This window comes from Bradyrhizobium sp. CCBAU 53421, assembly GCF_015291625.1.
In the GTDB taxonomy this organism is placed as follows: domain Bacteria; phylum Pseudomonadota; class Alphaproteobacteria; order Rhizobiales; family Xanthobacteraceae; genus Bradyrhizobium.
The window spans coordinates 6,124,650-6,150,255 of record NZ_CP030047.1; the positions used below are offsets into that span (position 1 = coordinate 6,124,650).

The window sequence follows — 25,606 nt, forward strand, 5'->3', positions numbered from 1 at the left end:
GATGTTCGTTTGAGCGCTGCGCCCCGCGCATTCGCGCGAGAGGCCGCTGTCGTTGCGGGAAGCTGGCCGCCGGCGCCGCACGCCGACGGCCATCGCCGCCCCCGTCAGCTCTTCTCGACCAGGCCCTTCTCGGTGCAGGACTGCCCGGGATAGGCCGCGTAGGGCACCGGCTTCAGCCAATCCTTGGCCTCGACTAGAATCTCGAACTGGCCGTTCGACTTCGCCTGCGCGATCTTGGGCCATAGCCAGGTGTGCAGGTTCTCCGACTCGATCCGGACCTTGCCCTGCGGCGCAATCATTTCCTGGCCCTTGACCGCGTCGCGGATGTTCGGCGGCGTCAGGTCGCTGGTCGCAAGCTTCTCGACCGCCTGCTTGAACAGATAGGTCTGGAAGTAGCAGGCCTCCGAGACGAAATGCGTCACCTTGTCGGCGCCCCAGCGCTTCTTGTAGGCCTCGACGAACTTCTCGTTCTCAGGCGACTTGTGCACCATGAAGTACGGCGCCGAGGTGAAGTGACCGGCGGCAGCCTCTCCGCCCATCGCCGCGACCTCGTTCTCGGAGGTCGTGAGACTCGCCATCGGCATCTTCTCGGGATCGAGGCCGGCGGCCTTGTACTGTCGATGCAGCGCCACCACGGAATCGCCGACCACGGTGGAGAAGATCACGTTCGGCTGCGTCGAGCGGATCTTGTTGATGACGGAAGAGAATTCGGAATGGCCGAGCGGCACATATTCTTCCGCCACGACCTCGCCGCCGAGCTTCTCGAGCAGCTTCTTGCAGTAGTTGTTCTCTTCCTTCGGATAGATGTAGTTGGAGCCGATCAGATAGAATTTCTTGCCGAACTTCTTGACCAGCCAGGGCACGAACTCGTCCTGCTGCTGGTTCGGCACCGCGCCGGTGTAGATGACGTTCTTCGAGCACTCGCGGCCTTCGTAGAGCGTCGGATACCAATAGAGATTGTTCTGCCGCTCGAAGACCGGAAGCACCGCCTTGCGGCTCGCCGACGTATAGGAGCCGAACACGCTGACGCATTTGTCGCCGACGACGAGCTTGCGCGCCTTCTCCGAGAACGTCGCCGGATCGGACGCCGGATCCTCGACGATCGGCACGATCTTGCTGCCCTTGATGCCGCCGGCGGCGTTGATTTCCTCGATCGCAAGCAGCGTCGCCTTGTTGAGCGATTCCTCGATGATTGCGGTCGTTCCTGTCAGCGAGAACAGCACGCCGACCTTGATCTCGCCGCCCGCGGCGTAGGCGAGGTCGACGTTCTTGATCCAGATATGCGGCAGTCCGGCGCCGGCAAATGCGCCAAGCGCCGCGGTATTCCTCAGCAAAGTCCGCCGTGAAATGCTCATCCTTAAGCTCCCTTCAGGACTGAAAAAACAAAAAGCCCTCCCGATGCGCGCTTACGCGAGCATTGGGAGGGCTTTGTTGCCGGTTGTGTCGAAGGCGGCGCTATCGCCGCCGGCCCCGCTATTGGGGCTTACTGTTGATGATCGTAGCCAAGCAGTTCGAACGAGTCAACAATCGCCGCGGCGACTGCGCTTGCCGACACGCGACGATCCATCGCCTGCCGTCTGATGAATCCATAGGCTTCGGTTTCCGGCATCTGGCGCGTCGCCATCAGGATGGCCTTGGCGCGCTCCACCGTGCGCATCGAGCGCAGATTGTCGTCGAGCTTCTCGATCTTGCTGCGCAGCCGCCGTTCGTAACTGAACTGGCTGCGCGCCAGCACGAGGCTGGACAACACCGCGTTCTGCGTGAACGGCCGCGGCAGCACGGCATTGGGTGTTGCGTGACACAGCGCGTCGGCATGAACGGCTTCCGTCGCCGGCAGGATCACGACCAGCGCCGAACGCGCATCGCCCGGGATCCACGGCAGGCGCCGCGCCAGATCCGGCGAGTATTCGCAGTACACCACGTCGGCATCGGCCGGCACGCTCTCCGGCATCGGCCAGACCTGACGCACCCGCATCCTGAACCGCTGCAATTCGCGGAGCAGCATGCCGACCTGATCGTCGACCGGCGCGACCACCACGGCCGACAGATCGGCAAGTTCCTGAACCATGGTCTTGCGTCCGCCGACGTCTCGGCTCAGCGACGGCTTACGCGACTGCTCGTTCATTGGATGCTTCCTGTTTGCGTTGCACGACCATATCCGATCAGGAACGGATCCGCATGCACCGGCTCCTTCGACTGGCTGACGACATCGAACTGTCCCTGGCGGTTGGCACGTCCGATGCGTGTCCACAGATCGGTATGGCCCGACATCGGGTTGACCGTAACAGCACCTTGCGGTGCATCAAAGCTGGTGCCGAACACCATCGAGCGGAGCACTTCGGTATCGAGCGAGTTGACCTGCTCGAGCGCTTTGGCAAACAGATGCAGCTGGAAATAGGATGCCTCGGCGCACATGTTGGTCGAGACATCGGCGCCAAACCGCTTCTTGAAGCGCTGCACGAACGCATTGTTGGCGCTGCCCTCGACGCCCTGGAAATAGGACGCCGCGGTGACGTGTCCTTCGCCGACGTCGAAGCCCATGGCGGCGATTTCGGCTTCCGTCGTGGTCAGGCTGGCGATCGGCGTCTGCTTGGGATCGAGCCCGACATTCGCGTAGGCCTGATAGAGGAACACCGTGCCCTCGCCGACGACGGTCGAGAAGATCACGTCGGGCCTGACCCGCTTGATGTCCTGGATGATCGGGACAAAGTCCTGCCAGCGCGCGTAGACATTGACATAGCGCTCGCCGACGACCGAGCCGCCGTTGCTCTTCAGCAGCTCCCGCATCACCCGGTTGGACTCGCGCGGATAGATGTAGTCCGAACCCACGAAATAGAAACGCGTTCCGAACGTATCCATCAAATAGCGGCACAGCGCGAGGCTGTTCTGATTCGGCGAGGCGCCAGTGTAGATGACGTTCGGCGACGCCTCGAAGCCCTCATAGAGCGTCGGGTACCAAAGCAGGCCGTTCAGCCGTTCGACGACCGGCAGCACCGCCTTGCGGCTCGACGAGGTGTAGCAGCCGAATATAGTGCTGACCTGATCCTCCACCATCAACCGTTTGGCGTAGTGGCCATAGGCCGCCGAATCCGAGCCGGGGTCGTAAGCGACCGGAACCAGCTCGCGGCCGCAGACCCCGCCCCCTTCGTTCACCTCCTCGATCGCAAGCTGCGTGCCCTGATACTGGGTCTCCTCGATCACCGACATGAAGCCGGTTCGCGAGAACAGCACGCCTATCCGCCACGGAGCGGAGGTCGCTTGGGTAAGATTCGACATGATCAGGCCCTCGACAGAATTGGAGGGACGAGAGGGATTATTGTTCTTGTTGCTCTCGAACAGCATTGCCGGGAGCGGAAGATTGCATGTCGTCTGCCGCGAGACAAGGACCCTCGCAGCTCATCCTGTCAGCGACGCTGACGCGAAAGAAGGCAAATCAGTTCTCACCCGCGACGGATCACAGGTGCAGCGGTCCATCGACCAGCTATCTCCGGTAGACGCGCGATCGAATGCCCGTATCAAGCGCAGGGATGGATAGTCACTCCTGGGAAACCTACGTCCGGCGCCATTGCAGCAAGGAATAAGGCGGATCCGCTTCCGGGTGATGCTCGAAGACCCCTTCGACGTCGGCGCCGATTGCAACCGCCTGTTCGGGATCGCCGAGCAAATTGCCGACCATGCGACTGCCGCCGGCATGCGGCAGCTCGACAAGCACCGCGATGTAAGGTCCGTGTCCTTTCAGCGCTGCATGCGACGGGTGCCACGCGCGTTCCCAGCTGTAGATCCGGCCGCGCGGCTCGACCTCGGTCCATGTCGGGTCGAAGGCGTGGCAGCGATGGCAGAGCCATTCGGGACCGAACTGCCACGTGTTGCAGCGCCCGCAGCGTTGCACCAGCAGCTTGCCCTGACGCAATCCTTCCCAATAGGGCGCGGACAGGCCGTCAGGCTCCGCGACCGGGATCGGCAGCCCTGCCGGGAGATAGCGTTCGCTCGGCTTGCTCATAAAGTGGCCTCCGAACCCAAAATGAGGTCGCTCGCGGGAGAGACCATCGGACCTCCGATGACCATTGCGACGTCGCTACGTCGAGCCTGGTTCGTCGAGGTGCCGCGCACCTGGCGAACCGCTTCCAGCACGAGCTCGAAGCCGTGCATGTAGCATTCGGCGAGGTTGCCGCCGCTGGTGTTGAGCGGCAGCCGCCCCGACGGCGCGATCAGATTGTCGAAGGTCAGGACCTCGTTGGCTTCCTCGGGCTTGAAGAAGCCGTGCTCCGCCAGCGCCATCACGACACCACCGGTAAAATTTTCATACGCCTGCACCACGCCGACATCGGACGGCCCTACCCGGGCCATTCGGTAGAGATCGGGCGCGACGGTGTCGAAGCTCGCGGTGGCGTAGAGCGGCGCGTTGTGCGCCGTCGCCGCCGCGCGATGTCCGGATCCGAAGGCGGCACCGAGCAGATAGGCCGGCTTGTGCCGGAAATCCGTTGCGCGCTCCGCCGATACCAGCACCAAGGCCGCCGCGCCGTCATTCTCCATGCAGCAATCGTAGAGATGGAACGGCTCCACGATCCAGCGCGAGGCGTCGTACTTCGCAACGTCCAGCGGCTTGCCGTGCATCACGGCGCGCGGGTTGGCCTGCGCGTGATGATAGGAGGCGAGCGCAATCGCGCGCAACGCCTCTTGCCGCACGCCGTGCTCGTGCATGTAGCGCTGCACCCGCATGGCAAAGCGCTGCGGCGGCGCCAGCACACCATAAGGCATCAGGTACGACCGCTCGCCCGAAACCGTATGGACCCCGCCCGCCTGCCCGAACCGGCCATACTGGCCCTGCGCCAGCGAGCGGAACACCACGACACAATCGGCGAGGCCCGCGGCGATCGCAGCGGCCGCGTTGGCAACCGCAGCGCAGCACCCACCGCCGCCTCCGCCCCATTGCATGGTGGCGGAGCGCAACCGATGCGTCCCCAGCGCCGCGGCGAGCCGCGAGGCCTCGCTGCGATCGTCGCTGTAGGACGAGAACCCGTCGATGTCGCGAGGATCGAGCCCGGCATCCGCGCAAGCCGCCAGGATCGCTTTCAGCGCGAGCTTGAATTCCGGGTCGGGCGAAGCGCCGTGGCGATAATATTCGGTTTCACCAATCCCGATGACGGCCACACGGCCCCGCAGTGTCCGCTCGTCGCGCGCTCGCGTCGTCATGGCTTGATTTCCTGTCGCGAGGGCTCGCTGCCGAAGGCTCCGCCGGCGGCAAGGCGCGCGATCTCGGACTCATCGTAGCCGAGCAACTCACGCAACACGTCTTCGGTGTGCTGCCCGACCGCCGGTGCCGCAACGGGATCGACGATCGGCGTTCGCGAATAGCGGATCGGCAGGTTCACGTTCGGCACCCAACCCACCGTCTCGTGCGGGATCCGGGTGACGATCCCGCGTTCCCTTGCCTCCGGCGAACGGATCGCCTCGCCGACGCTGCGCACCTGACCGCAGGGGACACCGGCCGCCCGCATCCGCGACTGCCAGTGCGACCAGGGCTTCCGGGCAAAGGCATCGCCGAGAATCGCGAACAGCTCCTCGCGCCGGCGGATTCGATCGGGGCCGGTTGCATAGATCTCGGCCGCCGCGAGATCCTCGCGCTCGAGAACCTGTGCCATCAGGCGCTGGAAGATCTTGTCGTTGCCGCAGTTGATATAGAAGGAGCAATCGCTGGCCAGGAACACGCCCGACGGACACGTGTCCGGACTGGTATTGCCGCTTCGCTTCGGATCGGCATTGTTGAACAGCGACTGCATGGTCGCATAGCCGGTCATCAGGACGGCATTCTCGAATAACGACACCTCGATGGCCTGGCCCTGCCCGCTGCGCTCCCGCGCGAACAATGCACCGAGGATCGCATTGCTCGCCATCATCGCGGTGCTGATATCCATTACCGGCGACAATGCGCGTACGCCTTCGCGGTCGGCATAGCCGTTCATCGACACGAAGCCGCTCTCGACCTGCGCGATCGGATCGAAGCCGAGCCGGTCCGAAAATGCTCCGTCGCGGCCATAGGCCGACACGGAACAATAGACGATCTCGGGTCTGATCTTGCGGCAGCTCTCATAGTCGAGCCCCAGCCGCGCCATCACATCAGCCGAAAAATTCTCGACAATGACGTCCGCCGTTGCGATCAGCTCGCGTGCGACCCTCAGGCCCTCTGGCGATTTGAGATCGAGGGCAATGCTGCGCTTGTTGCGGTTGGTCCAGAGGAACGGTGCACCGTGCCTGAGATCGGGATGCACCGGAGGATAGCGGCGCAAATCGTCACCGCGGCCCGGCACCTCGACCTTGATCACCTCGGCGCCCATGTCGGCGAGGATCATGGTCGCGAACGGTCCCGCGATGAAATGCGAGAAATCGATCACGCGGACCCCCTCGAGCGCCCTTGGCGCGTCGACCGGCCGCGGCGTGTGCTCGGGGAAGTCGGCTTCAAGCTGATCCAGCATCGGGAGGTCCGTCAGTTTGAGAAGGGTTGATCCGAGGGTCGCGGCCGTCGTCGTCAATTGCTCTTCGGCGGCTCGGCGAGCGAGCATCCACCCTGGTCGAGCGGCCGAAACGCCTCCGGCCCGGACAGCACGCCGACCTGCTCCAGCAGGTCCCATTTGCTCTTCGACGCTTTCGGGCTCTTCACCTTGAAGATGTACATGTTGTGAATGGCGCGGCCATCCGCGCGGACCACGACCGGTCCGAACAACGCGTCGTCGATTGGCTTCTCCTTCAACTTCTCGATCACGGCCGGTGCGTCATTGGTTCCTGCGGCCAACGCCGCGTTCAGGTAAGCCAGCACGGAGGAGTAGACGCCGGCGTGAAACGCGGTCGGCGATTGCCCATGCTGCCGCGCGCTGAACCTCGCCGACCAGGCACGGCTGGCATCGTTGAGGTCCCAGTAGAACGGCTGTGTGATGATCAGCCCCTCGCCGACCGCAAGGCCGCTGGACTCGACATCGTTGGTGGTGGTCAGGAGCGCCGCGAAAGTACGCCCGCTTTGCTTCAGCCCGAACTCGGCGGATTGCTTGATCAGGCTGACCGTGTCGCCACCGGCGGTCGCGAACGCGATCACGTCGGCGCCGGAACCTTCGGCTTGCAGGATGAACGAGGCATAGTCCGCATTGTTGATCGGCACATTGACCGACCCGAGCACGGTGCCGCCGCCGGCGCCGATCACCGCCGTGCCGTCGCGCACCATCGACTTGCCGAGCGCATTGTCGGTCGCGATGAAGTACCATTTCTTGCCGCCATGACGCACGAGGTAGGCGCCGATCGTGTGCGAGGCCGCCCAGGTGTCGAACGTCCACTGGATCGTGTTCGGCGAGCAGTATTTCCCGGTCAGGTCGGAGGACGCCGCACTCGATGCAATCAGCGCCGCTTTGGTGCCGCGCACCACTTCGTTGACTGCGAGCCCGACGGCCGAGTTCGGCACGTCGGCGACCGCATCGACCTTCTCCTGATCGATCCAGCGGCGCGCGATCGCGGCGCCGACATCCGCCTTGTTCTGATGGTCGGCCGAGACGATCTCGACCTTGAAATCCGGATGAAGCCGCATGAAATCGTCGGCCGCCATTTTGGCCGCCGTCACCGAACCCTCGCCGGCATTGTCCGAGTAGGGGCCGGATGCGTCGTTGAGCACGCCGATCTTGAGGGAGCGCGCCGCGCCTGCCGACGCGGGCGAACCGGCGCACACGGCCAGCAGGGCTATTCCGGCAATTCGCGAAAGATACTTCATTGGTTCCACCCGTCGTATGTTGTTGTTCTAGAGATCGAGCACGAGCGTACGGGACCTGGCGCCCGAGCAGCAGATCATGACGCTCGTGTTCGCCGCCTGCTCCTCCTTGCTCAGAAACTGGTCGCGATGATCTGGTATGCCCTCGAGCACGCGCGTCTCGCAGGTGCCGCAGACCCCCTCGGTGCAGGCGTAGTTCGCGGTGATGCCGGCATCCAGCAACGCATCGAGGATCGTCTTGCCGGGCTCGACCGCAATCGTGCGATTGCTTCGCGCGAGCTTGACGTCGAAGCCGCCCTCGGTGGCGGGCGCTTCCCGCGCCTGGAAGTATTCGACATGCACGTGATCGGCCGGCCGATCGGCCGTCGCCGCCTCGAAGGCCGCGAGCATGGGCACCGGGCCGCAGCAATAGAGATGGGCTTGCGCCGGCGCGTTTCCGACAATTGCCGGCAGGTCGAACAGTCGCCCGGATCGCTCATCGTCGAAATCGACATGTATCCGCGAAGGATCGGATCGGAATGTGTCGAGCTCGTCGAGGAATGCGGCGGCCGCGCGGGTCCTCGCGGCGTAGAACAACTCCCAGCGGCGTCCGAGCGCCTCCAGGCGCCGGGTCATCGACAGCAATGGCGTGATGCCGATGCCTCCGGCGATCAGGACAGAATGCTCCGCCTCTTCGTGAAGCGCGAAATTGTTGCGCGGCCCGGAGACGGTCATGATATCCCCGACCTTGACGGAGTCGTGGACAAAGCTGGAGCCGCCCCGACTCTCGGCGTCCCTGTTGACCGCGATGACATACCGGTGCCGCTCGCGCTGATCGTTCACCAGCGAGTAGCTGCGGATCATGCCGTTCGGCAGGTGCAGGTCGATATGGCTGCCCGCCGTGAACGGCGCCAGCTCTCCGCCTGTCCGCGCGATCAGCTCATAGGAATTGATCCGCTCGGCCTCGTAGCCGATGCGCTTGACCAGTACGTCCTGCGTCACGTCAGCCATGGCGGGATACGCTCACAGCTCGTACCCGAAATCGGCGCCGAGCTTCGCGCGCATGAACGGCGCGCCGACATCGACCCAGGAATCCTCCGGCGGCAGCCGCAGCGACACCGCGCGCACCATGAACACATCGGGATCCGACACGCCCTTCGGCCTGATCGCGTGATCGCGATAGGCGCCGAGCGCTTCCAGGATGAAGCGCCGCGTCATCGCGATGCCGGTGTCGCTCGAGCAGAGCGTTTCCCTGGTGCGATCGAAGATCGGCGAGACGCCGCTCTGGCAGGCACCGTCCTGCACCCAGAGCCCGGGCAGACCCGAGAACCAGGTGGTCCGCTGCGCCTCGTAGTCGAATTGAAAGCCGTTCTGCGGATTGTATTTGGTCCAGTAGCCTGCATATGGGACCGTCACCGGATGCTGGACCAGTGCGTGGCGGCTGGCATGACCACTCTCGCGGCCCTTGTGGCCTTCGGCGAACACCTGCCGGGTCTTCTCCAGCAGCGGCTCCGAGGGATGATAGGAGAACATGATGCAGAGCGTGTTCTCGTCATCGATCGGCACCCAGGCGTGCCCGCTCAGGTCCGGGAACGGCGACAGCGGGGGCACCAGCGTATAGAACGGCAGCAGGAACTGGTTGACGCGCCAGTACAGCGTGTTGGCGTCGTAATTGCGCCGCGCGGCGATGCTCATGCCGAAATCCTGCTTGATGCATTCGAAGGTCGGCCGCAGGTCGCGCTTCTGGATCCAGGCGCTGGTCGTGCCCTGGGCATCGAGCCGCCCGTGCAGCAGCGGCGCGTGTGCCGAGTCGATCTCGCCTTCGACCGCCTGGAGCCAGTTGCACTCCTGGACGCGAACCGAGATGTGCACCTGCTCGGCCGGCACCAGATTCCATTCGAGATTCGGCAGCGGCGGAAGCTCGGCCTGATCTGGACCCATATAGGTCCAGATCATCCCGTTGCGCTCCCTGCAGGGATAGGCCTTGATCCGAACCCGCTCTTTCAGACGGCTGCGCACGGGCTCGGCTGGCATGTCCGTCACCGCGCCGGTGACATCGAATTTCCAGCCGTGATAGACGCAGCGCAGTCCGCAATCTTCGTTTCGCGCGAAGATCAGGGGTGCGCCGCGATGCGGGCAGGCCTGATCGACCAGCCCGACACGGCCCTCGGTGTCGCGGAAGGCGACCAGATCCTCGCCAAGCAGCCGGATGCGCTTCGGTTGTCCGTCCTTGGTGAGGTCCGCCGACGGCAGGAAGGGAATCCAATAGAGCCGCAACAGGTCGCCGAGCGGCGTTCCCTTGCCGACCCTCACCAGGCGTTCATTGTCTTCGCGCGAGAGCATGCGTTGCCTCCTTCAATTGCGGGTGGCCGGCCCCGCCGCCGAGCAGCGCGGCGACACGGTCGGACAGTCCGAGATCCTGAGCGGTCCAAAGCGGATCGGATGCGGTGAGCGGCTGGCGTGGAATCGGAGGCTGCTTGCCCTGCTCTACCAGGCCGACGATCAATTCGATGCGGCGCCGCTCGAGCTCGCGCAGAGCATCCTCGACGACAGCGGCTTCCGCCGTGCATCCCGGCAGCTCAGGATAGGCAAGCCGAACCCGCCACTGCCCCGGCTCGGTTTCAACCGCCTCGGCCTCAAGCAGATAGGGAATCGATAGCAACTCACGCAGGTCCAAGTTCAACCTCCCTGCACGATGTCTTCGGCATCGCATTTGATACGTATACGTACTACATTGGCGGATAGCTGGCAAGGGGCGAAAGCCATTGCATCGTGCCGGGAACAGGCCGGGGTGCGGTTCTCCGCCGGGTTGAGCACGTCAGGCTAAGCTGATAACGGCTAACGCGAATTCGCAAATTGGAGTTCGACGACGGCATGGCAGCCGACAAGGGTATGAAAACGAGTTCGGCCACAGATATTGCGCGCGACTGGCAACTCGAAGGCGGGATCGGATTTCTGCTGCGCCTACTCGAGGCCCGCTACGACGGGCTCTACCAAAGCATGACGCGCCAGAGCGACATCACGCCGCGGCAGTTCGGCGTGCTGATGGCGCTGTATCAGTTGGGTCCTCTGACGCCGTCGGTGTTGGCGGACCGGATCAGCTGCGACCGCAACACGCTCAGCGAGATGCTGAAGCGGATGGTCGCACGCCGGCTGGTCTCGAAGAAGAACAATCCGGACGACCGCCGCTCGCTCCAGGTGCAGATCACCGCCACGGGCGAGGAAGCGCTCTTGGCCGTCATCCCGGCGGCCGCCGAGCTGCAGAGCATCATGCTGGCTCCGCTACGCAAGGAAGATCGCGCGCATTTCCTGAAATGCCTGCTCGCGATCGCGAAGGCGCCTCCGCCAGACGCCGCGTCCGATAGCTGAGGTCGCCGGCGTCCGGCGGCCTAGACCTGCGTTCTGCCAAACGTGCCCGCAGCGGCGAACGCCATGATCGCCTCCGGCGACAATCCGAGGATCCGCGACAGCACATCGTCGCGCTGCGCACCGATCCCAGGAACCTCACGTCCGATCGACGTATCGGCCCCGGACATCTGCCATGGCGCATTGACGCCGACGAATTCGCCGGCACCATCCGAGACCGTCCCGAACACACCACGTTGACGCAGATGGGCATCGCTCAGCGCCGCGCCCGGCGTCCGGTACTCGGCACAGGGAACGCCGGCGCGATCCAGCGCCGCGATGCATTCTGCGACGGTGTGACGCTCGGTCCATTGCTCGATCACCTGCATCATGGCAGTCCAGTTGGCACCGCGCGCCGGAATCGTCGCAAAGCGCGGATCGTTCGCCAGCTCGTCCTGCCCGGTCACCTCGCACAGCGCGGCAAAATTCCGCGGCGTCACCGGGGCGATCAGGATATCGCCATCGCGCGTGCGCACCGGCCCATAGGTCGGACGCGGCGCGCTGATCGGGAACTGGGCTTCCTGGAGCTCATAGACCAGCAGGTTGAGCATGCAGTCCATCAGCGCCACATCGACGCGCTGTCCCTTGCCGGTGCGTTCGCGCTGGACCATCGCGGTCTGAATCGCGGAATAGCCGAAGATGCCGCCGAGAATGTCGGCAACAAAGATCGCTCCTGCCGCCGGACGCTCCCGGTCGCCGGCATAGCGCGCCAGCGACGTATCGAATCCGCTTTCGGCATGCACGATCATGGCGTACGCCGCCCGCTCGGCGGCGGGGCCGGTCTGGCCATAACCCGAGATCGAGCAATAGATCAGACGCGGGTTGATCTGGCGGAGCGCATCGTAGCCGAGGCCGAGGCGATCCATGACACCGGGGCGGAAATTCTCGACGAGGACGTCCGCCTCAGCGACCATGCGATGCACGAGCTTGATGGCATCGGCGTTCTTCAGGTCCAGCGCCAGGCTGCGCTTGCCGGCATTGAGCTGGCCGAAATAGGTGCTGTGGCCCTCACGCAGCGGCGTCCGCAGCCGCATGTCGTCGCCTTCCGGCGGCTCGATCTTGATGACTTCCGCGCCGACGTCGGCGAGCAGCCGCGCGCAATACGGCCCCGCCACCATGATGGAAAAATCCAGCACCCGCACGCCGGCGAGCGGCGCCCTGTCGCCATCCTTCTGCATCCGATCCCTCCTATCTCGGCAGCCCGAGCGCGCGCTGCGCGATCAGGCTGCGCTGAATCTCGTTGGTCCCGATGCTGATGACCCACATCAGCGAATGCCGCAGGTTCTGCTCGAAACGGCCATTGTCGATCGCGCCCGGCATCTGCTCGGACAGCGCAGCGCGCATGCCGAGGATGTCGAGCGCGGCCTCGCCGAAGCGCTCCATCAGCTCGCCGGAGAACACCTTGCTGATGGCGCCATATTCCGGCGGCGTCGCACCATCGGCGGCAAGCTCGGCACAATGCATCATCAACTGACGGCCGATCTCGATCTCTGAGGCCAGGGTCGCAATCTTGTCGCGGACGATCGGGTTATCGGCCAGGGACCGATCGCCGATCACACGCAACCGCAGCTGCTCGAAGGCGTGCGCGACCTTCAGGACGATGCCGCCGCCGACCAGCCCTCGCTCGAAGGCCAGCGCGCCGGTCAGCACTTTCCAGCCGCCATTGACCTCGCCGACCAGGTTCTCGGCGGGAATGCGGACATCATCGTAGAAGATGTTGGCAAACGTGCCGTCATACATGGTGACGGATGGGTGGATGGTGATGCCCCGCGCATCCATCGGCACGATGAACATGCTGATGCCGGCATGCGGCGGCTTCGCATCCTTGTCGGTCCGCGCCGCGAGGAACATGTATTTGCCCCACCAGGTCGTGGTCCAGATCTTCTGGCCGTTGATCACCCAGTGATCGCCGTCCCTGATCGCAGTGGTACGCAGCGCCGCGAGGTCGGAGCCCGCCTGCGGCTCGCTGTAACCCATGCCGTGCATGGCTTCGCCGCGCAGGATTTCCGGCAGGTATCTCCGCTGCTGCTCTGACGTGCCGAACATCATCAGCGCATTGGCCTGGATCGCCGCGCCAATCCGTGGCGCCTCGCCCCGCTCCATCGTCTCCATGAAGGCGATCTGCTCCAGCGGCGAGCGCGCCTGGCCGCCGAACTGCTCAGGCCATCCGAGGCCGATCCATCCGGTCTCGCCGATATCGCGCGCGAAGTCGGCATCGAATTCGCGTTTGGCGAACGGTCTTTGGTCGAAGGCCTGTTTCGTGTCTCCGGTCCAGTTCTGTTCAAGCCAGCGCCGAACCTGCTCGCGAAATGCGTTTCCGGCAGGTCCGAGGTCGTATTGCGGCAGCCCGGCGCCGCCCGCATCCAACAGCCGCGCGGCCAGTCTGTGCTTTGCATCCGCGGCGCCGCCGAGCGTGATCGTATCCAGATGCACGCGCTTGAAATGAATCGGCGCCTCGTGCTCCTCGGCATAGCCGATCGCACCGAACGTATGTTGGGTCTCCAGCGAGACCTGCCGCAGCGCAGTGCCGGCGAAGGCCGATGCGCAATCGGCGAAGTAACGCCAGTCGTCGTCGCCGCCATCATGCAGTCTGGCGGCATGCTCGAGGATCAACCTGACGCCCTCGAGCGCGACCAGGCAGTTGGCCAGCTTGTGCTGGATCGCCTGGAATTTACCGATCGGTTGGCCGAACTGGTGCCGTTCCTTGGCGTAGTCCACAGCGAGCTCAAAGGCACGCCGTGCCGCGCCGTAAGCACGCGCGGTCAGCGCCACCTTGCCCTTGAGACGGAGGTCATCCAAAACGAGGGCCCTGACGGGAATAGGCGTGACCGGCGCTGCGTTCAGCCTGACCTCGTGAAGTCCCCAGGCACCCATCGCACGAACGGCGATGCATTCAACGCCGGCACCGCCAAGATCGATCAGCACAAGGCGAGCCCCGTCGAGAGCGACCAGAAGATGCGTAGCGCTTCCCGCAGCTTCCACAAAGCGGAGCACGCCGTTGGCCTTGAGGTCCGTGACCTCGATCGAGCCCGTCCCGGGATCGGGATCCAGCGCGCCGAACGAGAAGGCGACAATCGCCTGCCGGGAATGCAGCCGCTCCAGGAGATCCACCGCCGCGTCAAACCGCGATCCAGAGATCAAGAGATTGACCAACGCCGCAGACCACATCGGCGCCGGGCACCCGGCACGGCCAAGCTCCGCCATCACGACCAAAATCTCGGCGAGCCCGCCCTCACCGCTCGCCGAGCCGAGCGCGGCGACGCCCTGCCCCACCAGCTTGCGCCAGATCGCCGACACCTCGTCCGGCGAGGACGAGGCCGTTGCGCCGCGCGGGCACCAATGCTCGTCGAGGAAGCCGCGCAGGGAGTCGCGCAGCATTCCTGCGACATCGTTATCCGACGCTTCGGTCGCCGTCATTGCCAGCCTCGCGCTACGCCTGGCCGAACTTCGGCTTGCGCTTCTCCTTGAACGACATGGTCGCTTCCTTGTGGTCCGCGGTCTCGAACGTCACCTGTTCCAGCGCCATCGAGGCTTCCAGCAGCATGTTCACGCGCTCCTTGACGATCTGGTTGATCGACAGCTTGGTCCAGCGAATGGCCCAGGTCGGACCGCTCGCAAGCTCGACCGCGATCTCGCGGGCCTTGGCCAACACTTCCGCGCGCGGCGCGACATGGTTGACCAGCCCGATCCGCTCGGCTTCCTTGCCCTTCAGCAGCGTGCCGCGGATCAAAAATTCCTTGGCCTTGTTGATGCCGATCAGCAGCGGCCAGATCACCGTGCCGCCGTCGCCCGCGACCAGACCAACGCGCGAGACGTGGGTGTCGCCGATCCGGGCATCCTCGGCCATCACGGTGATGTCGCAGAGCAACGCATGAGTCGCAGCCAAGCCGATCGCATCGCCGTTGATCGCCGCGATGATCGGCTTGTCGAGCTCGAGCTGTCGGGTGACCCCGCGCCGGCTGATCATGGGGTCGTGGACCTCGCCCTCTTCGAGCACGTCGCCGCCCGGCCGCTCCGACATTGCCTTCACGTCGCCGCCGACGCTGAAGAAGTCGCCGGCGCCGGTCAGCACCACGACATTGACGGCGTGGTCGTCGGCGAGGTCGTCCCAGATCGTCCGCAGCTCGCGGATCAGTTTCTGATTGATGGCATTGCGCGCCTGCGGGCGATTCAAGGTCACGGTCGCGACCTTGTCCGCGACCTCGACCGTCAGGCATTCATACTTGGCGTAGTTGGACACGTTTGCCTCCATTGTTATTGCTGTTTGAGTGTTGATTTTGTTCGCCGGCGCTGCGCACTACCGGCGCAACCCGGGTTGCACGTCGGCCAATGCGACGTGAAGCGACATGGCTCCCGGATCCTGCTCCAGCATGCGCTGCACGGATTCCAGGTGCGAGCGCAGCAGCCGGCTCGCCAGCGCCACGTTTCGCTCGCTCAGTGCCGCCAGGAATTGCCGCCGCTTCTCCGCCAGCCGCGCCATCGCGACCCCGCTGGAAGCGACCTTGGCGTAGACGAAGCGCATATGGATCTCGGTGACGGAGTCCACGATCATCGCGATCACCTTGTTGCCGGTCGATGCCGCCAGCAGCTTGTAGAACTCGCGCGAGCATTCGACGCGATCGAGCAGCCGGCCTTCCTTCGTCGCAAGCTCCGTCCGTTCGATATTGGCTTCGAGCGCATCGAGGTCGGCCCGGCGCGCGTTCGCGCAGGCCAACTGAACCACGAGATCGAGCACGTGGACGCGCGCCTCCGACAATTCCCGCACGGATATCGTGCCGAGGCTCAGCATGTCGCGCATGACCTCGTTCATGCGGCGGGTGTCGCCCTGCTGGATGAAGGCGCCGCCCTTGACGCCCTTCTGCAGCCGCAGCACGCCGGCCATCTCCAGGCTGCGCAGCGCCTCCCGCAGCACATTCCGGCTGACGCCGAGCTGCTGCGCGAGTTCGCGCTCGGCCGGCAGCTTGTCGCCGGGCTTCAGCACGCCGAGCGCCAGCTGCTCGCGAATCCGCTCGCAGATTTCCTCGAACGTCCGCCTGGTGTGGATCGGCTTGAAGGTCGGCGCGGCGGCGGAGCCGGCGGCACGGAGATCGGCGGCCCGCTCCCGCCGGTTCGGCGAGGCGGTGCGGGAGCGCTGCGGCGCGCGAGGGCTTGACTTGGTGCTCATGCGATGAATTATTAAATGGATCACCCATTCAATGGAAGCCCCTTTTTGGCTTCCGGCAAAGAAAACAGACGGGGAGTCCGTATGAGTTTTTCCGAGGAGCAGGTCGCATTCCGCGACAACGTGCGCAGGATGGTCGCAAGGCACGTGGCGCCGATCGCCGCCGAGATCGACGAGACCGACCGCTTCCCGCTCGAGCTGGTCAAGCTGTTCGGCGAGATGGGACTGATGCAGCTCTGGGTGCCGGAGCGCTATGGTGGCCCGAACGGCAACCTGACCATGGCCTGCATCGCGCGCGAGGAGATCTCGAAGGTCTCGCCTGCCTGCGCATCGATCGCGGCGCTCAACACCATGTTCATCATGCCGCTGCTGCATTTCGGCTCGGAGGAGCAGCGCAAGAAGTATCTGCCGATCATCGCCGAGGGCGGCGTGGTCACGGCGATCGCGATCTCGGAGCCGCAGGCCGGCTCCGACGTCGCAGCGCTCAACACCCGCGCCCGCAAGGACGGCGACAGCTATGTCCTGAACGGCCGCAAGCAATGGTGCAGCTACGGCGTCGCCGCCGACTACATCGTGGTGATGGCGCGGACCAGCGACGGTGCCGGCGCCGACGGAATCAGCGCCTTCATCGTCGAGCCGAAGAAGATGCCGGGCATTACGTTCGGCCGTCACGAGCGCAAGATGGGCTTTCGCGGCGCCCCCAACACCCCGATCTTCTTCGACAACGTCCGGGTGCCGGCCGAGAACCTCGTCGGCGAGGAAGGCAAGGGTTTTCGCGCGTCGATGCGCGCGCTCGACCTCAACCGCCCGACCATCGGCGCGCAGTCGGTCGGCCTCGCCCAGGGTGCGCTCGATGCCTGCATCGCCTACGCCAAGGAACGCAAGCAGTTCAAGAAGCCGATCGCCGAGTTCCAGGGCGTGCAGTTCATGCTCGCCGACATGGCGATGCAGATCGAGGCGGCCCGCGCGCTGGTCTACGAATGCGCCCGGGCCGGCGATGCCGGCGACTGGAAGCGGCTCAACGTGCTTGCCAGCATGGCCAAATGCGTCGGCAGCGACATGGCGATGAAGGTCACGACCGACGCGGTCCAGATCTTCGGCGGCTACGGCTACACCATGGACTACCCGGTCGAGCGCATGATGCGCGACGCCAAGCTGACCCAGATTTTCGAAGGCACCAACCAGATCCAGCGCGTGGTGATCGCCCGCGAGCTGCTGCGCTAGCGCGGATCGATTGCAACAAGAAACGAATTACAGGGAGAGACGACCTTGAACCACATCATCGACCGGGCATTGGCAGCCGTCGCGCTGTCAGCCCTGCTGGCGGCGCCTGCTTACGCGCAGAAAGCCTATGGACCCGGGGTCAGCGACACCGAGATCAAGCTCGGCCAGTCGACGCCGCTGAGCGGCCCCGCCTCCGCGTTCGGCGCCGGCGCCGGACGTGCCGTGGTCGGCTATTTCGAGATGCTGAATACCAAGGGCGGCATCAACAGCCGCAAGATCAGCTTCACCCAGCTCGACAATGCCTACAGCGCGCCGAAGGCGGTCGAGCAATCCCGCAAGCTGATCGAGGACGTCGGCATATTGGCCGAGGTCGGCACGATCGGCACTGCGCCCAACGTCGCGATCCAGAAATACCTCAACGCCAAGCAGGTGCCGCAGCTCTTCATCACCGCCGGCGGACGCCGCTTCAACGATCCCAAGACGTTCCCGTGGACGATCCCGCTCTATCCGGACTTCGAAACCGAAGGCCGCGTCGTCGCCAAGTACATCCTGCGGGCAAAGCCCGACGCCAGGATCGGCGTGCTCTACCAGAATGACGACTACGGCAAGGACTACCTCAAGGGCCTGCGCGCCGGGCTCGGTCCGAAGGCCGAGCTGATCGTCGCCCAGGCCTCCTACGAGCTTGCCGACCCGACGATCGACTCGCAGATCGTGCAGCTGAAGGCCGCCGGCGTCGACACGCTGATCGAGCAGTCGTCGTCGAAGGCCGCCGCGCAATCGATCCGCAAGGTCTATGAGCTCGGCTGGAAGCCGCTGCACGTGATCGGCGGCTCGACGGCGTCGGTCGAAACCATCCTGAAGCCCGCGGGCCTCGAAGCATCGAAGGGGCTGGTCACCACGCAATTCCTCAAGCAGCCTGGCGACCCGGCCTGGGCCAATGACGACGAGGTCAAGGCCTACAAGGATTTCCTGAAGACGTACGCGCCCTCGGCCAATCCGGACGACTATTCGGTGCTGGTTGCCTATATGAACGTGCACGCCGTGGAGCTGGCCTTGCGCAAATGCGGCGACGACCTCACTCGTGAGAACCTGATCAAGCAGGCGACGTCGCTGAACGGCGAGCGGCTGCCGATGATGCTGCCGGGCGTCACGATCGGCACCCGACCCGGCGACTACACGCCGTTCAGGACCTTGCGGATCGCGACATTCGATGGCGAGAGCTGGTCGCTGACCGGCGAGCCGCTGTCGGCCGATTGAGCCGGGTTGGCGAGAACCGTCATGGGCTTCTCGCCAACGTCAGCTCACGCGCGCAAGCTCGGCAGATCGAGCCCGTTGGCGCGGGCGCATTCGATCGCCGTTTCATAGCCAGCGTCGGCGTGACGCATGACACCGGTCGCCGGGTCGTTCCACAGCACGCGTTCGAGCCGGCGCGCCGCCTCCGGCGTGCCGTCGGCGACGATCACCATGCCGGCGTGCTGCGAATAGCCGATGCCGACGCCGCCGCCATGGTGCAGCGACACCCAGGTGGCGCCGCTCGCGCAGTTGAGCAGCGCATTGAGCAGCGGCCAGTCGGACACCGCGTCCGAGCCGTCACGCATCGCTTCGGTCTCGCGGTTCGGGCTTGCCACCGAGCCGCTGTCGAGATGATCGCGGCCGATCACGATCGGCGCCTTGAGCTCTCCGCGCGCCACCATCTCGTTGAAGGCAAGGCCGAGCCGATGGCGGTCGCCGAGCCCGACCCAGCAAATCCGCGCCGGCAGCCCCTGGAACTTGATGCGCGCCTTCGCCATGTCGAGCCAATTATGCAGATGGCCATCGTTGGGCATAAGCTCCTTGACCTTGGCATCGGTCTTGAAGATGTCCTCGGGATCGCCCGACAACGCCGCCCAGCGGAACGGCCCGACGCCGCGACAGAACAGCGGCCGGATATAGGCCGGAACGAACCCCGGAAAATCGAATGCCTGCTTCAGGCCCATGTCCTTTGCCATCTGGCGGATGTTGTTGCCGTAGTCGAGCGTCGGAATGCCTTGCGCGTGGAAATCCAGCATGGCCTGGACATGATCGACCATCGAGGTCTTGGCTGCCGTCTCGACCGCCTTCGGATCGGCGGCGCGCCGCGCCTCCCAATCGGCGAGCGTCCATCCCTTGGGCAGATAGCCGTTGATCGGATCGTGCGCGCTGGTCTGGTCGGTGACGATATCCGGCCGCACGCCGCGGCGCACCAGCTCGGGAAAGATCTCGGCCGCATTGCCGAGCAGGCCGACCGACACCGGCTTTTGAGCCTTGGCGGCGTCGGCGATGATCGCGAGGGCTTCATCGAGCGTCGCCGCCTGGCGATCGAGGTATCCCGTGCGCAGACGCATCTCGATCCGGCTCGGCTGGCACTCGACGGCGAGCATCGAGGCGCCGGCCATGGTCGCGGCCAGCGGCTGGGCGCCGCCCATGCCACCAAGGCCCGCCGTCAGGATCCATTTGCCCGCAAGACTGCCGCCATAGTGCCGGCGGCCGACCTCGACGAACGTCTCATAGGTCCCCTGCACGATGCCCTGGCTGCCGATATAGATCCAGGAGCCCGCCGTCATCTGGCCGAACATCATCAGGCCCTGGCGGTCGAGCTCGTTGAAATGATCGAGCGTCGCCCAATGCGGCACCAGGTTCGAATTCGCGATCAGCACGCGCGGCGCATCGGCGTGAGTGCGGAAGATGCCGACCGGCTTGCCGGACTGCACCAGCAGCGTCTGATCGCCTTCGAGCTTGCGCAACGAGGCGGCAATCCGGTCAAAGCTCTCCCAGTCGCGCGCCGCGCGGCCGATGCCGCCATAGACCACGAGCTCGCTCGGGCGCTCGGCGACATCGGGATCCAGATTGTTCATCAGCATGCGCAGCGGCGCTTCCGTCAGCCAGCTCTTCGCGCTGATCTCGGTGCCGCGAGAAGCGCGGATGATACGTTCGTTATCCAGTCGGCGGTTCATGACGGATGTCCCTGTCGGCTAAGCAAGTTTTGGAAACGGATCGGTCGGAAGCACCGCGACCGCAGCGGCGGGCAACGCGTCGGCCTCGATCAGCGACGCGGCCTTTGCGAGATCGTCAGCCATGTAGCGGTCGGCGGCCAGCGCCGGAACATGCACGCGCAACGCGGCAATCACCGCAGCGAGCGGCGCGCTTGTCGAGTGCGGCGCGCGCAGCGTGATGCCTTGCGCTGCGACCAGCAGCTCAATGCCGAGGATGGCCGCGAGGTTGTCGGCCATGTCGGAAAGCCGGCGCGCGGCATGCGCGGCCATCGAGACGTGATCCTCCTGATTGGCGCTGGTCGGTGTGGAGTCGATCGAGCACGGCATCGCGCGCTGCTTGGTCTCGGCGTAGAGCGCGGCCGCCGTCACCTCGGCGATCATGAACCCGGAATTGATGCCGGGGTCGGGCGTCAGGAACGGCGGCAGACCGAAGTTCAAGGCGGGATCGACGAGGGTCGCGATCCGGCGCTCGCTGGTCGCGCCGACCTCCGAGAGCGCCAGCGCGATCTGGTCGGCAGCAAACGCCACCGGCTCAGCGTGGAAATTGCCGCCGGAGACGATCTCACCGGTCTCGACCAGGACCAGCGGGTTATCGGTCACGGCATTAGCCTCGATCGTCAATCCGCGCGCGGCTTGCGCCAGCAGATCGAGCACGGCGCCCGCGACCTGCGGCTGGCAGCGCAGGCAATACGGGTCCTGAACGCGCTCATCGCCTTCGAGGTGAGATTGCCTGATGTCACTGCCGTCGAGCAACGCGGTCAGCGCCGCAGCCGCGGCGATCTGTCCATCATGGCCACGCAGCGATTGAATCTCCGGACGAAACGGCACCGTGGAAGCCATCGCCGCATCGACTGACAGCGCACCGGTCACCAGCGCGGAACACGCCAGACGGTGCGCGCGCAGCAGGCCGGAAATCGCATAGGCCGTCGAAAACTGCGTGCCGTTGATCAGCGCGAGCCCCTCCTTGGGGCCGAGCGTCAGCGGCGCGAGCCCTGCAGTGGCAAGCGCGTCGTGACCCGGCACGATCCTGCCATCGAGGAACGCCTGCCCCTCCCCGATCATGACCGCGGTCATATGGGCGAGCGGCGCCAGATCGCCGGAAGCGCCGACCGAGCCCTGCTGCGGCACCAGCGGAGCGACACCGCGCGCCAGCATGCCCTGCAACTGCTCGATCACATCACGCCGCACGCCGGACGCGCCGCGCCCCAGCGAGATCACCTTCAGCGCCATCATCAGGCGCACGATCGGCTCGGGCGTCGCCGGGCCAACCCCGCAGCAATGCGACAGGATGAGGTTGCGCTGAAGCAGCGCGGTCTGATCGGGTGCAATGCGCGTCGAGGCCAGCTTCCCGAAGCCGGTATTGATGCCGTACGCGGGCACGTCGGTCTGCGCCGCTTTCGCCACGATCCCCGCAGCGGCCTCGACGCGCGGCCAGAACGAGGGATCGAGCGCAATGGGCGCGCCGGCAAGCACGCGCGCCAGCACGTCGAGGCCGACCGTGCCGGGCGTCACGACAATGGGAGCGTCCGTATCGCTCATTGCCCTCTCCACACCCGGCTGTGCAACGGATTGAAACCGATGCGGTAGACCAGCTCGGCAGGACGCTCGATGTCCCAGATCGCCAGATCGCACCATTTGCCGGCTTCCAGCGTGCCGGTCTCGGCAAGCATGCCGAGCGCGCGCGCCCCTTCCCGCGTCACCCCGGCGAGGCATTCGGCGACGGTCATCCGGAACAGCGTTGCGCCCATGTTCATCGCAAGCAGCAGCGAGGTCAGCGGCGAGCTGCCGGGATTGCAGTCGGTCGCCAGCGCCATGTTCACACCGTGGCTGCGGAACAGCTCGACCGGCGGCTTCTGCGTTTCGCGAATGAAATAGAATGCGCCGGGCAGCAGCACCGCTGTTGTCCCCGCCTTCGCCATTGCAACAGCACCGGCTTCATCGGTGTGCTCCAGATGGTCGGCCGATAGCGCGGAAAACTCCGCGGCGAGTGCCGCGCCGCCGAGATTCGACAACTGATCAGCATGCAGCTTCACGGGCAGCCCGAGCGCACGCGCCGCTGCGAACACCCGCGCCGTCTGTTCTCCGGAAAATGCAATGCCTTCCATGAAGCCGTCGACGGCATCGGCAAGGCCGGCCTTGGCCACCGCCGGCAGCATCTCGTTGCAGACCAGATCGATGTAGCGGTCCTTGTCGCCATTGGCCTCGGGCGGCAGCGCATGCGCGCCGAGAAACGATGTGCGGATCGCAACCGGGCGCTGGCGGCCGAGGCTACGTGCCGCCGCCAGCTGCCGCATCTCGGTCTCGGCATTGAGGCCATAGCCGGACTTGATCTCGACGGTGGTTGCGCCTTCGCCGATCAGCGCGTCGAGTCGCGGCAGTGCGCCGGCGACAAGCTCGGCCTCGGTCGCGCTGCGCGTTGCGGCGACGGTCGAGACGATGCCGCCGCCCGCGCGCGCGATCTCCTCATAGCCCGCGCCCTTCAGGCGCAGCTCGAATTCGTGCGCACGGTTGCCGCCATAGACGAGATGGGTGTGGCAATCGACCAGCCCGGGCGTGATCCAGCGGCCGCCGCAATCGATCCGCTCCACGGCATCCGCATCCACAGGAAAATTCGACTGTGCCCCCGCATAGACGATGCGGCCGTCGCGCGCCGCGATCAGACCCCGCTCGATCTCGCCGAGATCGGGGCGATCGCCGCGCATCGTGGCGAGCCGGGCATTGTGCCAGATGCGGTCGAAACGCTCTGCCATGCGATCGTCCCCTTGAGGTGGGATGCTTGACTTATATGTCTAGACATATAATCGTGTGGGGGTTCTGTCCAGCCGGCGTGGAAAAATGAAATGACACGACTGCATTTCGCATTCGCGCTGCTGCCTTCGGGCTGGGCCAATGACGTGCAAATCGTGCTCACTGACGGCGCGATCGCCGCGGTGACGGCAGGCGTTGCGCCGGCCGCCGGCGACGAGCGTCACCAATTGGCGGTTCCGGGGCTGGCGAGCCTGCATAGCCACGCGTTTCAGCGCGGCATGGCCGGCCTTGCCGAACTGCGCGGTGACACCACCGATACGTTTTGGACCTGGCGCGAGACGATGTATCGCTTCGCGCTGACGATGACGCCGGACGACGTCGCTGACGTTGCGACCCTGCTCTATGTCGAGATGCTCGAGCGCGGCTTCACCCGCGTCGGCGAGTTTCACTATCTCCATCACGATCGGGACGGCGCGCCCTACGCCAATCCCGCCGAGATGGCGGTGCGTATCGCAGAGGCGGCTGGAGCGTCCGGCATCGGACTTACGCTGCTGCCCAGCTTTTATGCCCACGGCACTTTCGGCGGCGCAGCACCGCATGCCGGGCAGCGCCGCTTCATCTGCTCGGTCGATCAATTCGCCGCGCTGATGGCAGCCTCGCGCGAAGCGATCCGAAAACTGCCTGGCGCCAACATCGGCATCGCGCCGCACAGCCTGCGCGCCGTGGCGCCAGACGAGTTCGCGGCGATCATTCCGCTCGCCGGTGCCGACCCAATCCATATCCACGCCGCCGAACAGATGCGCGAGGTGGAAGATTGCCTTGCCTGGTCGGGGCAGCGGCCGGTGGAATGGCTGCTGGAGCATGCCCCGGTCGATCGGCGCTGGTGCCTGATTCATGCAACCCACATGACGGAGCAGGAAGTCGCCGCGCTCGCCGGCAGCGGCGCCGTTGCCGGGCTCTGCCCGGTGACTGAAGCAAGCCTCGGCGACGGCATCTTTTCGGCGCGCGAGTTCCTCGCCGCATCCGGCCGGTTCGGCATCGGGACCGATTCCAACGTACTGGTCGGGGTCGCCGACGAGCTTCGTCAACTGGAATACGGCCAGCGGCTGAAGCACCGCGAGCGCAACGTGCTCTCGGGTCGCCCCGGCGCATCGACCGGCCGCGCCCTGTTCGATCACGCGCTCGCCGGCGGCGCACAGGCTCTCGCGCAGACCAATGCGGGGCTCGTGCCGGGCGCGCGTGCCGACATCGTCACCCTCGACACTGCACACCCATCCCTGGCGGGACGGTCGAGCGATGCCGTGCTCGACGGCTGGCTGTTTGCGTCCGGAAGCGATGCGATCGATTGCGTCTGGGCCGGTGGCGACAAGGTGGTCGCGGGCGGACGGCACAGGCTGCGCGATGCGGCGCGGGAGCGGTTCAATGCCAGCGTCCGGAGGCTCGTCGCATGAGCCTCGCCTCCGAACGGGCTAAACCGGGCGCAAGCGGCAAGCCGACACTCTACAAGCGGATCAGGCTCGATATCGAGACCCGGATCCTGACCGGCGAATGGCCTCCGGGTCATCGCATCCCGTTCGAGCACCAGCTGATGGCGCGCTATCGCTGCTCGCGCATGACGGTCAACAAGGCGTTGTCGGAACTGGCGCAAGCGGACCTGATCGAGCGGCGGCGGCGTGCCGGCTCATTCGTGCGCCGTCCGCAGCACATGTCGGCGGTGCTCAAGATCGCCGACATCCGTGCCGAGATCACTGCGCTCGGCCGCAGCTACGGCTATCAGCTGATCGATTGCCAGCGTCGTGCCGCGACCGCAGCCGATCGGGCCCGGCTCGGCGTGAGCACCGCCGGCAAAGTGATCGCGATCGCATGCCGGCACAGCGCCGACAACGTGCCATTCGCGGTCGAGGACAGGCTGATCGATCTCTCGACGGTGCCGGAAGCCGCGACGGCGGACTTTGCGCGCGAACCGCCGGGATCATGGCTGCTGCATCATGTGCCGTGGACGGAAGCCGAGCATACGATCAGCGCGATTGTTGCGGACGATCGCACGGCGAAGGCGCTCGACATCGCGGTCGGCGCGCCCTGCCTTGTGATCGACCGCTACACCTGGCGCAGCGCCCGCACGGTGACGGCGGTGCGGCTGCATTATCCAGGCGAGACGCACCGGCTGGTCGCTCGGTTCAAGGGAGGCTGAGGACGTCTTGCGCGGCATAATTCATGCAATGCATCATGGGCCACCATCCACCGCCATGCGTCATACGGCAATCCGCCGCGACTGAAAAGACATCACGACGTGAAGACATCAACTGGGTTCAATCCATCGTTCAAGGGGTC

22 protein-coding genes are annotated in these 25,606 nt (G+C 65.3%); 5 read left to right on the forward strand and 17 right to left on the reverse strand.

Translation table 11 applies throughout. The features are described 5' to 3' along the window. Window positions 1-104 precede the first annotated feature (104 nt). From XH92_RS29090 to XH92_RS29135, 10 genes are all read right to left on the reverse strand, one after another. Entirely contained in the window at window positions 105-1,355 is a 1,251-nt protein-coding gene (locus XH92_RS29090; protein ID WP_194455188.1) for a transporter substrate-binding domain-containing protein, read from the reverse strand. Between the two features lie 128 nt (window positions 1,356-1,483). Continuing rightward, window positions 1,484-2,125, reverse strand: coding sequence for an ANTAR domain-containing response regulator (locus tag XH92_RS29095; protein ID WP_092125390.1), 642 nt, complete (start codon window positions 2,123-2,125; stop codon window positions 1,484-1,486). After that, entirely contained in the window at window positions 2,122-3,276 is a 1,155-nt protein-coding gene (locus XH92_RS29100) for a transporter substrate-binding domain-containing protein (protein ID WP_210345483.1), read from the reverse strand. The genes XH92_RS29095 and XH92_RS29100 overlap by 4 nt, the downstream gene beginning before the upstream one ends. 274 nt (window positions 3,277-3,550) lie before the next feature. Next, window positions 3,551-4,000 carry a Zn-ribbon domain-containing OB-fold protein gene (locus XH92_RS29105; protein ID WP_194455190.1) on the reverse strand — a complete coding sequence of 150 codons (450 nt, stop codon included), beginning with the start codon at window positions 3,998-4,000 and terminating at the stop codon, window positions 3,551-3,553. After that, on the reverse strand, window positions 3,997-5,193 hold the full coding sequence (locus XH92_RS29110) for an acetyl-CoA acetyltransferase (RefSeq protein WP_194455191.1): 1,197 nt from the start codon (window positions 5,191-5,193) through the stop codon (window positions 3,997-3,999). Before XH92_RS29110 ends, XH92_RS29105 begins: the two co-directional genes overlap by 4 nt. Next, window positions 5,190-6,473 (reverse strand): CaiB/BaiF CoA-transferase family protein, encoded by a 1,284-nt coding sequence (locus XH92_RS29115; RefSeq protein WP_194455192.1) that lies wholly within the window; start codon window positions 6,471-6,473, stop codon window positions 5,190-5,192. The genes XH92_RS29110 and XH92_RS29115 overlap by 4 nt, the downstream gene beginning before the upstream one ends. Before the next feature lie 53 nt (window positions 6,474-6,526). Then, on the reverse strand, window positions 6,527-7,750 hold the full coding sequence (locus tag XH92_RS29120; protein ID WP_194455193.1) for an ABC transporter substrate-binding protein: 1,224 nt from the start codon (window positions 7,748-7,750) through the stop codon (window positions 6,527-6,529). A gap of 27 nt (window positions 7,751-7,777) precedes the next feature. Further along, window positions 7,778-8,737 carry a PDR/VanB family oxidoreductase gene (locus tag XH92_RS29125; protein ID WP_194455194.1) on the reverse strand — a complete coding sequence of 320 codons (960 nt, stop codon included), beginning with the start codon at window positions 8,735-8,737 and terminating at the stop codon, window positions 7,778-7,780. A 12-nt stretch (window positions 8,738-8,749) separates the two neighbouring features. After that, window positions 8,750-10,069, reverse strand: coding sequence for a Rieske 2Fe-2S domain-containing protein (locus XH92_RS29130; RefSeq protein ID WP_194455195.1), 1,320 nt, complete (start codon window positions 10,067-10,069; stop codon window positions 8,750-8,752). Then, window positions 10,047-10,403: a hypothetical protein gene (locus tag XH92_RS29135; RefSeq protein WP_194455196.1), complete on the reverse strand. Its 357-nt coding sequence runs from the start codon at window positions 10,401-10,403 to the stop codon at window positions 10,047-10,049. Before XH92_RS29135 ends, XH92_RS29130 begins: the two co-directional genes overlap by 23 nt. Before the next feature lie 215 nt (window positions 10,404-10,618). Between XH92_RS29135 and XH92_RS29140 the strand changes: the two genes are divergently transcribed. Then, window positions 10,619-11,095: a MarR family winged helix-turn-helix transcriptional regulator gene (locus XH92_RS29140; RefSeq protein ID WP_246787720.1), complete on the forward strand. Its 477-nt coding sequence runs from the start codon at window positions 10,619-10,621 to the stop codon at window positions 11,093-11,095. Window positions 11,096-11,115: 20 nt separating this feature from the next. Here the strand turns inward: XH92_RS29140 and XH92_RS29145 are convergent, their stop codons facing one another. From XH92_RS29145 to XH92_RS29160, 4 genes are read right to left on the reverse strand one after another with little or no spacing between them, the layout of a single operon-like run. Continuing rightward, on the reverse strand, window positions 11,116-12,309 hold the full coding sequence (locus XH92_RS29145; protein WP_194455198.1) for a CaiB/BaiF CoA-transferase family protein: 1,194 nt from the start codon (window positions 12,307-12,309) through the stop codon (window positions 11,116-11,118). A gap of 10 nt (window positions 12,310-12,319) precedes the next feature. Then, window positions 12,320-14,548 (reverse strand): acyl-CoA dehydrogenase, encoded by a 2,229-nt coding sequence (locus XH92_RS29150; protein ID WP_194455199.1) that lies wholly within the window; start codon window positions 14,546-14,548, stop codon window positions 12,320-12,322. Window positions 14,549-14,561: 13 nt separating this feature from the next. Then, window positions 14,562-15,371: an enoyl-CoA hydratase/isomerase family protein gene (locus XH92_RS29155; protein ID WP_246787721.1), complete on the reverse strand. Its 810-nt coding sequence runs from the start codon at window positions 15,369-15,371 to the stop codon at window positions 14,562-14,564. Window positions 15,372-15,428: 57 nt separating this feature from the next. Then, window positions 15,429-16,295 (reverse strand): FadR/GntR family transcriptional regulator, encoded by an 867-nt coding sequence (locus tag XH92_RS29160; protein ID WP_194455201.1) that lies wholly within the window; start codon window positions 16,293-16,295, stop codon window positions 15,429-15,431. A gap of 81 nt (window positions 16,296-16,376) precedes the next feature. Between XH92_RS29160 and XH92_RS29165 the strand changes: the two genes are divergently transcribed. Both XH92_RS29165 and XH92_RS29170 read left to right on the forward strand, forming a co-directional pair. Beyond that, the gene (locus tag XH92_RS29165; RefSeq protein WP_194455202.1) at window positions 16,377-17,516 is read left to right on the forward strand and encodes an acyl-CoA dehydrogenase family protein; all 1,140 of its coding nucleotides are present in this window, start codon (window positions 16,377-16,379) and stop codon (window positions 17,514-17,516) included. 54 nt (window positions 17,517-17,570) lie between these two features. Continuing rightward, window positions 17,571-18,773: an ABC transporter substrate-binding protein gene (locus XH92_RS29170; protein WP_194461468.1), complete on the forward strand. Its 1,203-nt coding sequence runs from the start codon at window positions 17,571-17,573 to the stop codon at window positions 18,771-18,773. Between the two features lie 44 nt (window positions 18,774-18,817). Here XH92_RS29170 and hutU read toward each other — a convergent pair whose 3' ends face one another. From hutU to hutI, 3 genes are read right to left on the reverse strand one after another with little or no spacing between them, the layout of a single operon-like run. Then, window positions 18,818-20,488, reverse strand: coding sequence for a urocanate hydratase (hutU, locus tag XH92_RS29175; RefSeq protein ID WP_194455203.1), 1,671 nt, complete (start codon window positions 20,486-20,488; stop codon window positions 18,818-18,820). An 18-nt stretch (window positions 20,489-20,506) separates the two neighbouring features. After that, on the reverse strand, window positions 20,507-22,066 hold the full coding sequence (gene hutH / locus XH92_RS29180; protein WP_194455204.1) for a histidine ammonia-lyase: 1,560 nt from the start codon (window positions 22,064-22,066) through the stop codon (window positions 20,507-20,509). After that, window positions 22,063-23,277, reverse strand: a complete 1,215-nt coding sequence (gene hutI / locus XH92_RS29185; RefSeq protein WP_194455205.1) for an imidazolonepropionase — start codon at window positions 23,275-23,277, stop codon at window positions 22,063-22,065. Before hutI ends, hutH begins: the two co-directional genes overlap by 4 nt. A 90-nt stretch (window positions 23,278-23,367) precedes the next feature. Here hutI and XH92_RS29190 point away from each other — a divergent pair, with 90 nt between their 5' ends. After that, complete coding sequence (locus XH92_RS29190; protein WP_194455206.1) at window positions 23,368-24,726, forward strand: formimidoylglutamate deiminase; 1,359 nt, start codon at window positions 23,368-23,370, stop codon at window positions 24,724-24,726. Continuing rightward, a complete protein-coding gene (gene hutC / locus XH92_RS29195) occupies window positions 24,723-25,466 on the forward strand; it encodes a histidine utilization repressor (protein WP_194455207.1) in 744 nt (247 codons plus the stop codon). The genes XH92_RS29190 and hutC overlap by 4 nt, the downstream gene beginning before the upstream one ends. Window positions 25,467-25,606: the final 140 nt, after the last annotated feature.